At 64.3% G+C, this 14,752-nt stretch carries 13 protein-coding genes; 6 read left to right on the top strand and 7 right to left on the bottom strand.

Features of this window, described 5'->3' with window-relative positions:
• Positions 1–19: 19 nt before the first annotated feature.
• A complete protein-coding gene (locus NO934_RS04520; protein WP_309162540.1) occupies positions 20–655 on the bottom strand; it encodes a helix-turn-helix transcriptional regulator in 636 nt (211 codons plus the stop codon).
• A 142-nt stretch (positions 656–797) separates the two neighbouring features.
• On the opposite strand from NO934_RS04520, the gene NO934_RS04515 reads away from it, so the two are divergent.
• Entirely contained in the window at positions 798–1,142 is a 345-nt protein-coding gene (locus NO934_RS04515; protein WP_309162539.1) for a DUF952 domain-containing protein, read from the top strand.
• Positions 1,142–2,242: a quinone-dependent dihydroorotate dehydrogenase gene (locus NO934_RS04510; RefSeq protein WP_375143274.1), complete on the top strand. Its 1,101-nt coding sequence runs from the start codon at positions 1,142–1,144 to the stop codon at positions 2,240–2,242. Before NO934_RS04515 ends, NO934_RS04510 begins: the two co-directional genes overlap by 1 nt.
• Here the strand turns inward: NO934_RS04510 and NO934_RS04505 are convergent.
• The 3 genes from NO934_RS04505 to NO934_RS04495 all read right to left on the bottom strand — a co-directional run bounded on the left by NO934_RS04505 (position 2,239) and on the right by NO934_RS04495 (position 4,777).
• Positions 2,239–3,576: an MATE family efflux transporter gene (locus NO934_RS04505; protein ID WP_309162537.1), complete on the bottom strand. Its 1,338-nt coding sequence runs from the start codon at positions 3,574–3,576 to the stop codon at positions 2,239–2,241. The genes NO934_RS04510 and NO934_RS04505 overlap by 4 nt on opposite strands.
• A gap of 16 nt (positions 3,577–3,592) precedes the next feature.
• Positions 3,593–4,360, bottom strand: coding sequence for an SDR family NAD(P)-dependent oxidoreductase (locus tag NO934_RS04500; protein ID WP_309162536.1), 768 nt, complete (start codon positions 4,358–4,360; stop codon positions 3,593–3,595).
• A 105-nt stretch (positions 4,361–4,465) separates the two neighbouring features.
• Positions 4,466–4,777 carry a DUF6460 domain-containing protein gene (locus NO934_RS04495; protein WP_309162535.1) on the bottom strand — a complete coding sequence of 104 codons (312 nt, stop codon included), beginning with the start codon at positions 4,775–4,777 and terminating at the stop codon, positions 4,466–4,468.
• 84 nt (positions 4,778–4,861) lie between these two features.
• Between NO934_RS04495 and NO934_RS04490 the strand changes: the two genes are divergently transcribed.
• Together NO934_RS04490 and pdeM are read left to right on the top strand one after the other, a co-directional pair.
• The gene (locus NO934_RS04490) at positions 4,862–7,351 is read left to right on the top strand and encodes a ligase-associated DNA damage response DEXH box helicase (protein ID WP_309162534.1); all 2,490 of its coding nucleotides are present in this window, start codon (positions 4,862–4,864) and stop codon (positions 7,349–7,351) included.
• A 10-nt stretch (positions 7,352–7,361) separates the two neighbouring features.
• Positions 7,362–8,069, top strand: a complete 708-nt coding sequence (pdeM, locus tag NO934_RS04485) for a ligase-associated DNA damage response endonuclease PdeM (protein ID WP_309162533.1) — start codon at positions 7,362–7,364, stop codon at positions 8,067–8,069.
• Here the strand turns inward: pdeM and NO934_RS04480 are convergent.
• The 3 genes from NO934_RS04480 to NO934_RS04470 all read right to left on the bottom strand — a co-directional run bounded on the left by NO934_RS04480 (position 8,066) and on the right by NO934_RS04470 (position 13,091).
• The gene (locus NO934_RS04480; protein WP_309162532.1) at positions 8,066–8,821 is read right to left on the bottom strand and encodes a TIGR02186 family protein; all 756 of its coding nucleotides are present in this window, start codon (positions 8,819–8,821) and stop codon (positions 8,066–8,068) included. The genes pdeM and NO934_RS04480 overlap by 4 nt on opposite strands.
• Positions 8,821–9,753, bottom strand: a complete 933-nt coding sequence (locus tag NO934_RS04475) for a sulfite exporter TauE/SafE family protein (RefSeq protein WP_309162531.1) — start codon at positions 9,751–9,753, stop codon at positions 8,821–8,823. The genes NO934_RS04480 and NO934_RS04475 overlap by 1 nt, the downstream gene beginning before the upstream one ends.
• A gap of 83 nt (positions 9,754–9,836) precedes the next feature.
• Entirely contained in the window at positions 9,837–13,091 is a 3,255-nt protein-coding gene (locus tag NO934_RS04470; RefSeq protein ID WP_309162530.1) for a peptidoglycan-binding protein, read from the bottom strand.
• A 218-nt stretch (positions 13,092–13,309) separates the two neighbouring features.
• Here NO934_RS04470 and NO934_RS04465 point away from each other — a divergent pair, with 218 nt between their 5' ends.
• Both NO934_RS04465 and NO934_RS04460 read left to right on the top strand, forming a co-directional pair.
• Positions 13,310–13,759, top strand: coding sequence for a MerR family DNA-binding transcriptional regulator (locus tag NO934_RS04465; RefSeq protein ID WP_309162528.1), 450 nt, complete (start codon positions 13,310–13,312; stop codon positions 13,757–13,759).
• 93 nt (positions 13,760–13,852) lie between these two features.
• The gene (locus NO934_RS04460; protein ID WP_309162526.1) at positions 13,853–14,515 is read left to right on the top strand and encodes a response regulator transcription factor; all 663 of its coding nucleotides are present in this window, start codon (positions 13,853–13,855) and stop codon (positions 14,513–14,515) included.
• Positions 14,516–14,752 lie beyond the last annotated feature (237 nt).

The following is a 14,752-nucleotide window of genomic DNA, read 5'->3' as shown; positions in this document are numbered from 1 at the left end:
GCGGAAAGGGCTCGCCTGATTACTGACTGGCCCAAAGAATCCGGGCGATCCAGTCGATCTCCTCGGGCTTGAAGACGCGCGGAGCGTGGTCGGGATTGATCGAGTGCAACTCGATTTGCTTTTCGGTGCGCCGGTGCAGGATCTTGGCCATCACTTCCCCGCCAATGGTGCGCACCACCACGCGGTCGCCGCGCCGGAGCTGCTCGGTGGGCGAGACGATGATGTAATCCCCATCGCGGTAAAGCGGCTGCATGGAATCCCCGGTGACTTCCAGCGCATAGGCCGTTCCGTCGCCCAGGCCGGGAAAGCGCACTTCGTCCCAGCCCTGGCCGACGGGAAAGCCCGCAGAATCGAAATAGCCGCCAGAACCCGCCTGGGCGAAACCGAGAAGCGGCACGGCTCTGCCATTGCCGCCCGCCTGTGTGTAGGCGAGCCCGCCCGAGAGCAGGGAATCGAAACTCTCGTTCGTCGCCTCGAGAACCTTGGCGATCGATTCGGTGGAAGGCCAGCGCTCCCGCCCGTCCTTGCTCACGCGCTTGGAGGGATTGAACGCAGTCGCATCAAGCCCCGCGAGCTTGGCAAGGCCCGAAGCGGACAGGCCATGGCGGTCGGCCAGCCTGTCGAGAGCTTCCCATATGGCGCGATGAGACAACATGGACAGATAGTTTCCGAAAAAGGAATTATATCCAATTAGACTGGAAAGTAATCCTATTATCTCATTAGTCTCCTGTAAAGAAATTTCCAAGCTTGGCAGCGCTTTCCCACAAGGCTAGATCACTTGCCGAGAAGGAGGGCACATGGCCGAACCGATCTACAAAATCGCCTCCGCCCAGGATTGGGCAAAAGCCAGGGCCGCAGGGTTTCTTGCCGGCACGCCGGTCGATCTTGCCGACGGCTACATCCACTTCTCGACCGCCGGCCAATTGGCCGAAACGCTTGAAAAGCACTATCGCGGACAATCGGGACTGGTGCTGGCCACCATCGATCCCGACCGTCTGGGCGCCGATCTGCGCTGGGAGCCCTCACGCGGAGGGCAGTTGTTTCCCCATCTCTATGCACACCTGCCCATGTCGGCGGTCATCGCCGAACGCGAACTCGGTGCCCGGCCCGATGGCGGGTTCGACCTGCCGGAGATCGGCTGATGGGGCTGGGCGATCTGTTTCGCGGCCCCGGCATGCAGCGGTTCGCGCAGGACATGCTCATGCGCATGGACGCCGAGACCGCGCACCGGGCGACGATCAACGCGCTCAAATTCGGGCTGGCCCCGTCCGGCGCTCCGTCTCCGGCCAATCTTGCAACGCGTTTTTTGGGGCTGAACCTCGCCAACCCGTTGGGCATGGCCGCGGGCTTCGACAAGAACGCGGAGGTCTTCGGGCCGCTCTCCAAGGTCGGGTTCGGCTTTGTGGAGGTCGGGACGCTCACCCCGCGCCCGCAACATGGCAACCCAGCGCCCCGCGTCTTTCGCATTCCCGAGGCGATGGGAGTGGTCAACCGCCTCGGCTTCAACAATGAAGGCCATGAGGCGGCGCTTGAGCGCCTCAAAGGCCGGGCGGCGGCGCCGGTGGTCGGGGTCAATATCGGGGCCAACAAGGCGAGCACCGATTTCGTGGCCGACTATGTCGCCGGCGTAAAAGCCTTCTCCCCGGTGGCCGACTATCTGGCCGTCAATATTTCCTCGCCCAACACGCCGGGCCTGCGCGATCTGCAGGCCGAGCACGCCTTTGGCAGCCTGATCGGCGCGGTGCTGGAGGCACGCGCCACCCAGTCGCGCCAACCCCCGATTCTCGTCAAGATCGCTCCTGATCTGGACGAAACGCAGATGGATGCGATCGCCCGCGTGGTTCTGGCGAGCGGGGTGGACGGGCTGATCGTTTCCAACACCACGATCTCGCGCGATGCGGTGGCGGGCCTTGCAAACGCCAAAGAGGCCGGTGGGTTGTCCGGCAAGCCGCTGTTCAATCTCGCCACCCGGAGACTGGCGCAGATGCGTCAGCGGCTTGGCCCGGATTTTCCGCTCATTGGCGTTGGCGGTATCCATTCGGCCCAAAGCGCCATCGCCAAATTCGAAGCCGGTGCCAATGTGGTCCAACTCTATTCCGCCCTGGTTTATGGCGGGCTGGAGATGATCGAGGACATCAAGGCCGGGCTCTCCCACGAGATTGCCGCGCGCGGACATGCGCATGTGGCCGATCTCACCAACAGTGCCGTCGCCGATTGGGCCGAAGGGCGGCAAGGAATTTAGGCGAAGAGTTCCGGCTTCCTTCTTTCGATGGCCCAGGCATAGATCGCGGCACGGACCAGCAGAAGCACGTGCAATGCGATCCACAGGCCCCAAAGGCCCAGGATCGGCTGCAACAGCATGGCGGTCGCCAGATAAACCAAGAGCGAAATCACCATGCCGTTGCGCATGGTGACGTTGAGCGTCGCCCCGATCATCACCCCGTCATAGACGAAGGCGGGCATGCCGGTGAGCGGGGTCAGCGCCGCCATCGCGAGGTAGACACGGGCCATCTCCCGTACCGGCTCGCTGGTGGTCATGAAATCGATGGCGATCCAGCCGCCGGCAAACAGCAGCACCGAAAGCGCTCCGGCGATCACCAGCCCCCAACCAAGTCCCATGCGAATGGCTTTTTCGAAGGCGGGGCGCCAGCGGGCACCGACCGCCCTGCCGCAGAGCTGTTCGACGGCGGTAGCCAGCCCGTCCAGGAAGAAGGCGGAAATCGAAAAGAGCTGCATAAGGATAGCATTGGCCGATAGCGCCACCTCGTCCACCCGCGCGCCCTGGGCGGCGAAATAGGCAAAGGCGGCCATCAGGGCAGCCGAGCGGATGATGAGATCGCGGCTGATCCCGATCATGCGGCGGACGGCGGCAAGATCGAACAGCGCGGTGGGGGTCGCGATGGCGAGAATGGGTCTGAGCCCGCCATAGTGGCGCACGGCGATCGAAAGACCGATGATTGCGGCGATGATCTGACCGATGACCGTGCCCCAGGCCGCACCCGATACCCCCCAGCCGAAACCCTGCACGAACAGGATCGAGAGGATGATGTTGACCACGTTGATGAGGATTTGCAGCCACATGCCGGTCCGCGCATCGGCCCGGCCATAGAACCAGCCCAGCAGCACGAAATTGATGAGCACGAAAGGCACCGATACCATGCGGATCAAGACATAATCAGCAAAGGCTCCGGCCGACTGGGCCGGCGGAGCCAGCGCGATTTCGAAGACTGAAAGAAGCGGCAGCGACAGCGCCAGAAGCGCCAGTCCCATGACCAGGGCAACGACCATGGCGCGCGCCATGTGCAGCAGCCCGTCATGGGGATCGCGTGCGCCGACCGCCTGGGCCGTCAACCCTGCCGTGCCGAAACGCAGGAAAAAGGCGAGGGCGAAGATGACGGAAAAGGCCACGGCCCCCAGCGACAATCCGCCCAGAAGCCCGGCATCGCCCAATTGCCCGATGACCGCCGTATCGACGACGCCGGCCACCGGTTCGGTGATGAAGGCAACCGAAGCCGGAATCGCGATGCCCCAGACATCGCGATGACGGATTTCGAAAGGATGGACGCGGGAATCCATGGGGCCGCCGGACACCCTAGTTCTGGAACGCGTCCTTGTTGAGAATCACGGGCCGCGTCGGCACCTGGCAGACGGGCATGATCTCGATCGAATTGACGTTCACATGGGCGGGCAGATTGGCGAGCCACCACACGGTCTGGGCGATATCCTCGGGCAGCAGCGGCTCGTTGTCCGCATACATCTTCTCATTGGCCTCGAAATCCCCGCCTGTACGCACGGCGGTGAATTCGGACTTGGCGTGACCCGGTTCGAGCGAGGTGATGCGGATGCCCGTGCCCATTGTGTCGGTCCTGAGGTTCATCGAGAACTGGTGCACGAAGGCCTTGGTCGCGCCATAGACGTTGCCGCCGGTATAGGGGAAGCGCCCGGCAATGGACCCCACATTGATGATCGAGGCGCCGCGCCCCACCTGTTTGACCAGCGGCAACACCTCTAGCGTGGTGTGCAGCAGGCCCACGATATTGGTGTCGATCATGGTCTGCCACTGATCGGTGTCGATGTCGGGAATGGCGCCCGTGCCCAATGCCAACCCACCATTGTTGAACAGGCACGTAATGGGCTTGAAATTTTCAGGGATGGCCGCGACGGCATGCTTGATCGATGCCTTGTCGGTCAGGTCCATCTCGATGCCGTGGACGATCTCGGGGAATTCGGCTTCCAGCTCCGCCAGCCGCTCGCGCCGCCGTCCGGTTGCGATGACTTTCCAGCCATTGTGGGCGAAATGACGCGCGGTGGCGGCGCCGAAACCCGAGGTGGCACCGGTGATGAAGATGACGGGCGGCATGAGTTTTACCTTGAAAGACATCGATTAAAGGAAGGGGCGCAGATAGCGCCCCGTCATCCTATTGATCGGTGCTCCAAGGCTCAACAGTCTGTTGCAATTATCCGATCAGCGCCGCCGCCCGGCCGACATCAGCCGGCCCAGGAACCAGAGCGGCAAAACGATCACCGCGCCGGTCAGCACATAGGCGAAGCCGCTGCGCAGCACTTCAAAGCCATTGTCGAAGATCGAATTGATGAACCCTTCGATGGCCGAAAAGATCGCCTGCGGGCTGAGCCCGAGCACCGACATCAGGAAACCGACGACAAGGCTCATCAGGATCAGCCGCACGACCACCCGGCCCGGCGTGCCGCCAAGGAACGATTCCAGCCATCCGCGTCTTTGATTTGTCTCGCGCTTGTCCATAGTCTCGGGGCTCATCGGCCGGTCCATTCTCGATTCTTCAGTCAGGTTCACAATGCCACATAGGGGCCGACAATGGCCAATTAAAGAGAGCGCATCGGCTTGAGCCAGCTTTCACCCATCGTCGAGAACTGGTTTGCCGGCAAGGGTTGGCGAGCGCGGCCGCATCAACTGGCGGTGCTCGAGGCGGAAAGGGCCGGCAATTCGGTGCTGCTGATCGCCCCCACCGGGGCCGGCAAGACGCTGGCCGGGTTCCTGCCGTCGATCGAGGACCTGATCGCCAACCCGATGGATGGGCTCCATACGCTCTATATCTCCCCGCTCAAGGCGCTGGCCGTCGACGTCGCCCGCAATCTGGGCGACCCGGTGCGGGAAATGGGGCTGAAGATCAAGGTCGAAACCCGGACCGGGGACACGCCCGCGGCGCGGCGCCAGCGCCAGCGTTTCGCGCCGCCCCATATCCTGATGACCACGCCCGAACAGCTCGCCCTGCTGCTCAGCCACCCCGACAGCGCCCGACTGTTCGGCTCCCTGCGGCGCATCGTGCTCGACGAATTGCATGCGCTGGTCACCTCAAAGCGCGGGGATCTGCTGAGCCTGGGCGTTGCGCGGCTGGCAAGGCTGGCGCGGGAGGTGAAGGTCACCGCGCTTTCGGCGACCGTGGCCCAGCCCGAAACCCTGCGCGATTGGATCGCGGCCCCCGTCGCGCCCAAGCCGGCGGTGCTGCTCAACGCGCCGGGGGGCGCGGCGCCCGAGCTCTCGATCCTCGCGAGCGAGGAACGCCTGCCCTGGGCCGGGCACTCGGCCGCCTATGCGGTGCCCGATCTCTATGAGACCATCAAGCGGCATGGGACGACGCTGCTGTTCGTCAACACCCGCAGCCAGGCAGAGGCGCTGTTCCAGAACCTCTGGGCCATCAATGACGAGGGCCTGCCCATTGCGCTGCACCACGGCTCGCTTTCGGTCGAGCAGCGGCGCAAGGTGGAAAGCGCCATGGTGGCCGGCGTGCTGCGCGCGGTGGTTTGTACCTCGACGCTGGATCTGGGGATCGACTGGGGTGATGTCGATCTCGTGGTGCAGGTCGGCGCGCCCAAGGGGGCCTCGCGCATGCTCCAGCGCATCGGGCGGGCCAATCACCGGCTCGACGAACCTTCAAAGGCGCTGTTCGTGCCCGCCAACCGCTTCGAGGTGCTCGAATGCGAGGCGGCGCTCGAAGCGGTGAGGGAAGGGGCGCAGGACAGCGAAACCCCGCTCCCGGGCGGGCTGGACGTGCTCGCCCAGCACGTGCTGGGGCTCGCCTGTGCCGATCCGCTCGATGCCGACGAGACCTATCGCGAGATCACATCGGCCTGGCCCTATCGCGACCTCTCGCGGGAGAAATTCGATAAGGTGCTCGATTTCGTCTCCACGGGCGGCTATGCGCTGCGTGCCTATGAGCGCTTCGCCAAGCTGCGCAAGACGCCGGACGGGCTCTGGCGCATCGCCAATCCGCAGATCGCCCAGCAATACCGATTGAACGTCGGCACCATCGTCGAGGAACCGATGCTCAAGGTGCGGCTGGTACGGGCGCGCGGGGTACGCACGGGAGCGACCACCGGGCCGATCGGGCGTGGCGGGAGGATGCTGGGCGAGATCGAGGAATATTTCATCGACCAGCTCGTGCGCGGCGATACCTTCATGTTCGGCGGCGAGATCGTCGCCTTCGAGGGGGTGGTGGAAACCGAGGCCTATGTTTCGCGGGCGTTTTCGGACAATCCCAAGATCCCCTCCTATATGGGCGGCAAGTTTCCCCTCTCGACCTTTCTCGCCGACCGGGTGCGCCGCATCCTCGCCAATCCTAAGGATTGGCGAGTGCTGCCCGATCAGGTGCGCGAATGGCTCGACCTGCAGAACTATGCCTCGGTGCTCCCCGACAGCGACAGCCTGCTGGTGGAAACCTTCCCGCGCAGCGACAAGCATTACCTGGTCTGCTATCCGTTCGAGGGCCGGCTGGCGCACCAGACGCTGGGCATGCTCTTGACCCGCCGGCTCGAACGGGCGCGCGCGCAGCCGCTGGGGTTCGTGGCATCCGATTATGCGCTGGCCATCTGGTGCGCGTCCGATCTGGGGGCGCTGATTGCCACCGGTCGGCTCTCGCTCGATCAGCTTTTCGATGAGGATATGCTTGGGGACGATCTCGAAGCCTGGCTCGATGAATCGGCGCTGATGAAGCGCACCTTCCGCAATTGCGCGATCATTTCCGGGCTGATCGAGCGCCGGCATCCGGGAAAGGAGAAGTCGGGGCGGCAGATCACCGTCAGTTCGGACATTATCTACGACGTGCTCTACCAGCATGAGCCCGACCACATCCTGATCGAGGCGACGCGGCGCGATGCTGCGCGCGGGCTGCTCGACATCGAGCGGCTGGGCGTGGCTCTTCGGCGCATCCGGCGCCATATCCGCCACAAGCGGCTGGACCGAATCTCGCCTCTTGCGGTACCTATTCTGCTCGACATCGGCAAGGAGCCGATCTTCGGGGAAGCCCGCGAGGCGGTTTTGCGCGAAGCGGCTGAAGATCTGATCGCCGAAGCCGTCGGATATCCGAACCAATAAGAGATCCATTTTGGCCCAGGCCCAACCTCTTCCGGGGTTCGAAACGCCACCGACGATCTGGTTTGCGGGCGAGAGCTTCGTCCCGCTGCCTTCGGGCGCGCTCTATTGGCCCGATGCCGAGGCTCTGATGGTCGCGGACCTGCATCTCGAAAAACTGTCGAGCTATGCGCGCTCGGGCCAGCTTCTGCCGCCCTATGATACGGGAATGACGCTGGCGCGGCTCGAACGCGATATCGCGCTCTGCGGTGCCCGGCGTGTCTTTGCGCTTGGCGATAGCTTCCATCGCGACGAGGGCACGACCACGCTGCTGCCGCACGACAGGGCGCGCCTGGCGCGGCTGGTCGAAAAGCTCGAATGGGTTTGGGTGGCCGGCAATCACGATCCTTCCCCGCATGCGCTGGGCGGGCTTTGCTGCAGCCAGATGGCGGTGTCCGGATGCTCGCTGCGCCATGAACCGATGCATGGGATTCCGGGGCTGATCGCGGGTCACCTGCATCCGGCGGCACGGGTGGCGATGAACGGGAAATCGTCGCGCCGTCCGTGCTTTGTTTGGGACGAGCATCTGATGATTCTGCCCGCCTATGGAGCCTCGACCGGTAGCCTCAACGTGCTTTCACCGGCCTTTGCAGGGCTCTTTAACCGGACGCGGCTGCAGGTCATGATGCTCGGGCGCGATAGGGTCTATCCGGTCGCTACCCAGCGGCTGGTTTTAGGCTAACGGCGGAAGAGCACGCCGCCCAGCCAGCCGGTCACCAGCGCCAGGGCTACGCAGGCGAGGCCGTACAGCAGCGGCTGGTCGATGGCCGCTTCGCCCAGGAACCGTTCAAATCCCGATTTCTGCACGAAAAAGCGCTGCGCGCGCTCGGCGACGATCTGTCCGTCCTGAACAACCAGCGCCTGGGCCAGAAAGATGCCGTTGGGCACATTGGCCGGCAGGACCACGCGCGTGGTGAAGAAGGTCGGAGAAAGAAAAGCGACGCCGCGCTCGTCGGTGCGGAACAGGTTGGCATTGGTCATCAGCCGCACCAGTTCGGCCTCGAACAATTCGACATTGCCGCTGGTTTCGGTGAGCGCCAGCTCGGCCTGCGCCATGGCCGTCAGATTGCGCTCGGCAATGATCTCGGGGTCCAAAATGGCTTCGATGGGCCCGCTGGAGAGCACGCGGTAGAAGGAGGGCAGACCGGTAAAAAGCGCATGGTCGGCATTGAGCATGATGCCGAACTGCCGTGTCTTGCGGCGCACGACCCGCTCTTCCACCGGGCCGCGGATGACGAAGATCACATTGTAGGAGCCTTCCGGCATAGTGCCATCCACGTTGGGCTCGATATTGCCGAACAGCGTGATGGTCTCGCCCGAAAAGTTCGAGTGGATCGAGATGGTCGGGTCCGACGTGCCGAAGATCAGGCTCTGCGATTGCGCGGCGGTAGAGCTCGTCAGCAGGGCGAGGACCAGGATGAGGAGACGCGCCATCATAGCGTCTCCCCGAAGCTCAGAACGGCTGTCGAGAAGGGATCGGCGGGCGCGAGCAGCAGGGAGAGCCCGAAGCGGATGGCGACCCCCAGAACGATGAGCGCCAGAAGAAACCGCAATTGATCGCCGCGCAGGTACTGGCCCGCCGAGGCGCCAAATTGGGCACCCGCCACGCTGCCCACCATGAGGCAGAAGGCCAGAAGGATATCAACGCTCTGGCTCTGAACGGCGTGCAGCACGCAGGTTGCCGCCATGACAGCCAGGACATGGAGCAAGGATGTGCCGATCACCACCGAACCGGGAATGCGCAGCAGATAAACCAGCGCCGGCACGAGGATGAAGCCTCCGCCAATACCCAGGAGCGAACCCACGATGCCGATGAGGAAGCCGATGCCTATGACCGGGATCACCGAGATGTAGAGCTTGGAGCGCTTGAAGCGGAACCGCAGCGGCAGGCCGTGGGCCCAATTGTGCTGGCCCGGCATGCGGCGCGGGGGAGGACCCGCCCGGCGCGAGCGGATCAGCGAGCGGACCGCTTCGATCAGCATCAGCGTGCCGATGGAACCGAGGAAAAGCAGGTATCCGAACGAGATCGCCAGATCGAGCTGCCCGAAGCTGCGCAGCAGAGCGAAAATCCAGACGCCGACCCCGGCCCCGAACACACCGCCCGTGACCAGGAACAGGGCGAGGGTGAGATCGATGCCGCCCCGCCGCCAATAGGAAAGGGCGCCCGAGGTGGACGCTGCGACGACCTGCCCGGTAACCGAGGCGACGGCGACCGGAGCCGGAACGCCGGAAAAGATCAGAAGCGGCGTCAAAAGAAACCCGCCGCCGACGCCGAACAATCCCGACAGGAACCCGATGGCTGCCCCTATCCCCACCAGGAAGAACAGGTTCACGCTCATTTCCGCGATGGGCAAATAGATCAGCACGGCCGGGCCCAATCATAGGCAGGTATCACAGGGCGCTGATAATGGCGCCCTGTGGCAAAGAGATTACGCGCCGGCCTAAGCGATCAGACCGGTTGACTGCCCAGGACAGCGAGCAGCCGGGGATTGATGGCACCACTTTCGGTCATCCCCGTGGCACGCTCGAACTCGGCGATGGCCTCGCGCGTTTTGGGGCCGGAAATTCCGTCCGGGGTTCCAATGTCATAGCCCAGTTTGCCAAGCAGCATCTGGACCTGCAAGACCACATCCCGGTTAGCGATCGCCGGACCGGGATCGAACGTTTCGTCCCAGGTTCCGATGGGAGCGAAGTTGGCGGCGAGATCGATCTCGCCGGGGGCCCAGGCCTCGATCTGCGCATCGAGCCGTTGAATGGTTTCAGCATCGAGCGAACGGGCCGCATCGTCCCGCGACGCCGCGGCGTCCTGGTCGCCCGAGCGCGCCGCGAGCGAGAACCAGAGATAGGATTGCTCGAAATCCTGCTCGACCCCGAGGCCGCGGGCATGGAGCATGCCGAGATTGAACTGGCTGTCGGTGAGCCCGCGCGACGCCGCCTGTTCAAACCAATGGGCGGCGGCTTCGAAATCCTGGCTTTCAAGCTCGCCCCCTGCGTAAAGGGAGGCAAGATTGTGCATCGACATGCGGTTTCCCGCTTCGGCTGCGCGCTGATACCAGAGCCGCGCCATTTCGAGATCGCGTTCCACGCCGCGCCCGCCTTCATAAAGGCTGCCCAGACGGTACTGCGCGGGAGCGAACCCTTGCGCGGCGGAACGTTCGTACCAGGCTGCCGCCTGGGTGAAGTCCTGCTCGACCAGCGTGCCTTCGGTAAGGATGGCGCCGACTTCGAATTGGGCATAGCGATCGCCCGATTGAGCGGCAAGCCGCAACGCTTCCGGTTCGATCTCCTCGGGCACTACGGCCTCGGGCAGATCCTGAACCACGGCAGCGGCCGTGTCGATGGGCGCATCCGTCGCCGCATAGCTCGAAGTGGCGCCGATCGCAGCGGTCTGGATCGGGTCAATGGTCGGATTGGCGGAGAAGGCGCCACGATCGATCTGCGCCGCCGTCAGGCTGGGCTGCTGCTCGATGAAGCGGACGTTCGATGTGAGACTGCCCGTTTCAGCGGCTTCTTCCGAGTCGACATCGGGCGCCGCTGTTGCGGTTTCGGCATCGCTTACCGCCGCCGGTTCTGCGGTATCGGCTGGCTGTTGCTGCGTTTCGATCGGGGCAAGGGCCTGAGCCTCTTCGAGCGGAGCGGAGCGGGGCGGCATGATGCGGCTCGCCACCAGCGGCACGGTGAGCGCGACCACGGCAACGAGCGCCGTGCCGAGCAGCAGGACGCGGCGGTTGCGGGCAAAAAAGCTCTGCGCTTGCTCCTCGTCCTGATCGTCGTCAAAGCGGCGTTCGGCGACGGGTTCGGCGACTGGCGGGGTCGCGATCGGCGCTTCGTCTTCCGCAGCCTGGGCTTCGCTGCGCTGGAAGCGGGCGAGAGCGCGGCCGATCAGGGATTTGGGCTCTTCGAAATTCGCGGCCTCGGGTTGACGCGCGGAGCGGCGGGCGGCTTCGATGAAGCTGGCGCGTGTCGAAGCGGAAACGCCCGGCGCGGTGTCAGTCTTCCCCCGTTCGGGACCATCGGCAAAGGGGCTCGCCCGCTCGAGATTCAGGCTCGATTGCGGCTTGGCCGGCCGGTCGATGGTGTCGGGATCGAGGGTGAACGGTTTTGGTTCGGCGGCCTTATCGGGCTCGGGCGCTGCCGGCTCGATGGTCTCCGGCTGCGGTGCCTGGGAAGCCTCACCGGTGGTCGGGTCGACCGGCATCGTATCGGCGGGCTTGCGGCGCGGACGGGATGGCGCGGCCTCGGGAGCAGGCGCTGCGGGGCTGGCCGCGGCAGCCGGCCGGTTGTTGAGCATCGTTTCGAGCCGCGCGATGCGGTTGTCGACCTGCGCGATCGAATTGCGCATTCCGGCCAGGTGGGGCGTATCCGATCCCTTCTCGGTCGAACGGGCAAAGAGCGCGGCAAGCCGCTGTTCCAGCGCCTCGAGATCGGCCTTTTCGACGCTGTCCGCATCACTGGGGATGCTGGCGGGAGCAAGCGCCCGGCTCTTTTCGGCAATGAGGTCGGCCAGCGCTTCGAGATCCGGCGCGGCGGGTGCAGCCGGGGTTTCGATCGCCGCCATCGCCTTGAGCTGCGCGCTGGTCTCGTCGACCCGCTGGGCGATCTGGCGCAACTGGGCTTCGATCGCATCGATCGGCGCCGGCTCACTGGACGCGCCGAGTTCGTTCATGCGCTCTTCGAGCCGGACAAAGCGCGGCTCGATGGTTTCGGAGATCACCCCGCGCAGCACCGAGACGCTTTCGGCAAGCATGGCCGCTTCGTCGCGGGAAGGGGCTTCGATCGCGCCGATGCGTTCGCCCAGGGCGTCGATCCTGGCCAGAAGCGCTTCGGGTTCGGATTTGCGGCTGACCGCTTCGGTCAAGGCCGCCATGTCGCGGCTCAGCCTGTCGATGGCGTCCGAAGGCTGGCTGTTGGCTTCCAGAGCGTCGATGCGGTCGTAGATATTGCGCACGCTCTGCTCGATCATCGCCATGGTCTGGGCCTGACGATCTTCCGAGCGGGCGACTTGCTGGGCCTGCTGGCCGCTGGTTTCGATCTGGTGGGCGAGCAGCTTTTCGACGGTGACCGTCAGCTCGGCAAGGCGATCGGTGGTCATGTCGTGCTCGGCAGGCCGGCTGGCGGCGACCATTTCGGCGAGATTGCCGATCTGGGCCTCGAGCCGCTTGATCTGGCCGGTTTCCCCGACCGCGCCGGCCAGAAGCTCGATGACTTCGCTCAACTGCGCGATCTGGTTGGAAATCTCCTTATCGGCGCCCAGCGCCTCGATCTGCTCGGCGATCCGGGCCTCGAAACGGCCGATCCTCTCGCCCATGGCGTCGAGCGCCTTGGCAAAGCCGGCCAGTTCGGCGTTCGGTGCCGTTGGGCGGGCAGCGCCGGTCTGGCGAGCGCGGATCTGATTGATGGCGTCCACAACGCTTTCCCGCATCACCGGCCGATCTTCGGTGCTGCGATCGGCGAGCCGGGTCACGGCCTGACGTACGCTGCGCAGGGCTTCCGAATGCCGGTCGGACTGAATGGCCGCTGGAGCAGGGGGCGCGGACGCCGCCCGGGGCCGCTGCCGCGCGGAATGGGCCGTGGCAACCTGATCCTCGACCTGATCGAGCAGCGCCACCAACTCGTTGCGCAGGCTCTCCCATTCGGCGCCGTTCGATCTGCGGGGACCGGATAGCGGCTCGGGCCAGTCATGATGAGGATTCGTTCGCGCCATTGTGCTTCCCGACGGCTGTGTGAGGCGCGTGATCAGCGCGCCGATGGGCGAGAAGAATCGCCAAAAATGACTGTCTGCAATTTATGGTAAACATCGCGTTAACCGTGCCCGAGTGCCGCATTGATTGCATTGCTATTTTTGAGCATGGATTGCGCTCGATCACCGATCGTGGTGATGTTGCTTTCACAATGACTGCCCATCAGCGACAAGACGCCAAGATGACCGGACCTGCCCGCAAGGACCGCGTTGCGCGCCGAAGCGAGGGGCCGGCGATCTACACGATCGCCGAGCTGGCCGACGCTTTTTCGATCACGCACCGGACCCTGCGATTCTACGAAGACAAGGGCATGCTGCGCCCCCGACGGGTGGGCAACAAGCGCCTCTATACCAATCGCGACCGCCTGCGGCTGCGCATCATTCTCGATGGCAAGCAGGTGGGGCTGACCCTGCGCGAGATTCAGGAATATCTCGACACATACGACCTGCGCGACGGGTCTTACGACCATCTGCGCCGCGCGCTGGACAAGGTGCATCATCAGCGGCATCTGCTCCAGCAGCGCCGTTCGGCCATCGAGAAGTCCCTTTCGGAGCTGGCGCGCGTCGAAGAGATCATCGAGGGCATGCTCGCAGAGCCGCAGGATCCCGACGGTCATGGCGACAAAATATGACCCTTTGGTCGTAAACGGCCGGAAATGCTTGATTGATCGTGCGATCTTGGGTTTATCGTCGGTATCGACCTGCCCGGCGAGGAACCGCGCCCCATGAGCCATCGCATCATCATCGTCGACGACCATCCCTTGTTCCGCTCGGCCCTGCGCCAGACGCTCGAGGGAAAGGGCGCCGACATGGCGTTCGAGGAGGCTGGCGACATCGAGGGGCTGAGCGCCGCGCTCGAGGCCAATCGCGATTGCGACCTCGTGCTGCTCGACCTCAATATGCCCGGGGTGCGCGGCTTTTCGGGATTGCTGCTGCTGCGCGCGCAGTTCCCCGAGATTCCCGTGATGATCGTCTCGGCGGTCGAGGACGCCTCGGTCATCCGCCGCTGCTTTGATCTCGGCGCTTCGGGCTTTCTTTCGAAATCGGAAAGCGCAGCCCGCATCCGGGAATCGATCGACACCATCCTGGCAGGTGGGCTCTGGGTGCCGGAAGGCGTTTCGCTTGATGATCCGGACGAGCAGAGCGAGGTGCTGTCGCGGCTGGCGACCCTTACGCCGCAGCAGATCCGCGTGCTGATGATGCTCTCGGACGGGCTGATGAACAAGCAGATCGCCTATGAGCTTTCGATTTCGGAAGCCACCGTCAAGGCGCATGTCTCGGCGATCCTGCAAAAGCTCAATGTCGACAGCCGGACCCAGGCGGTGATCGCCGCTGCCAAGATCGAGCAGGGGCAGTTCGCGCAGCTCTTCGAGGACGCCGGGGCTTAGCTCGCGGGCGGCATGCCAAATCGCCCTCCGGCGTCGCCTTCGGGTCATCGCGATTTCAATAGACGGCATGGGGCGATGAACGCCTCGTGCTGAATTTGTTAGTATGAAGCGATCATCGCCCCATGCGTCCGGGATTTTGGGCTTATGGCGGCTTCTCGGGCTGGGGGTTGTTGGGAAGCCACCGTTGCCGATGGTTTCCCGCTGCCCCTCCGGGTTTCCCCGGTGCGACGTGGGAGT

Origin of the sequence: Pelagibacterium sp. H642 (genome assembly GCF_031202855.1) — a bacterium.
GTDB lineage: Bacteria > Pseudomonadota > Alphaproteobacteria > Rhizobiales > Devosiaceae > Pelagibacterium.
This window is presented reverse-complemented; position numbering and strand designations above follow the sequence as displayed.

What these genes read in the sequence shown, in the direction of transcription:
- NO934_RS04520 (WP_309162540.1), bottom strand. Translation starts at nt 655, where the DNA reads ATGTTGTCTCATCGCGCCATATGGGAAGCTCTCGACAGGCTGGCCGAC.
- NO934_RS04515 (WP_309162539.1), top strand. Translation starts at nt 798, where the DNA reads ATGGCCGAACCGATCTACAAAATCGCCTCCGCCCAGGATTGGGCAAAA.
- NO934_RS04510 (WP_375143274.1), top strand. Translation starts at nt 1,142, where the DNA reads ATGGGGCTGGGCGATCTGTTTCGCGGCCCCGGCATGCAGCGGTTCGCG.
- NO934_RS04505 (WP_309162537.1), bottom strand. Translation starts at nt 3,576, where the DNA reads ATGGATTCCCGCGTCCATCCTTTCGAAATCCGTCATCGCGATGTCTGG.
- NO934_RS04500 (WP_309162536.1), bottom strand. Translation starts at nt 4,360, where the DNA reads ATGCCGCCCGTCATCTTCATCACCGGTGCCACCTCGGGTTTCGGCGCC.
- NO934_RS04495 (WP_309162535.1), bottom strand. Translation starts at nt 4,777, where the DNA reads ATGAGCCCCGAGACTATGGACAAGCGCGAGACAAATCAAAGACGCGGA.
- NO934_RS04480 (WP_309162532.1), bottom strand. Translation starts at nt 8,821, where the DNA reads ATGGCGCGTCTCCTCATCCTGGTCCTCGCCCTGCTGACGAGCTCTACC.
- NO934_RS04470 (WP_309162530.1), bottom strand. Translation starts at nt 13,091, where the DNA reads ATGGCGCGAACGAATCCTCATCATGACTGGCCCGAGCCGCTATCCGGT.
- NO934_RS04465 (WP_309162528.1), top strand. Translation starts at nt 13,310, where the DNA reads ATGACCGGACCTGCCCGCAAGGACCGCGTTGCGCGCCGAAGCGAGGGG.
- NO934_RS04460 (WP_309162526.1), top strand. Translation starts at nt 13,853, where the DNA reads ATGAGCCATCGCATCATCATCGTCGACGACCATCCCTTGTTCCGCTCG.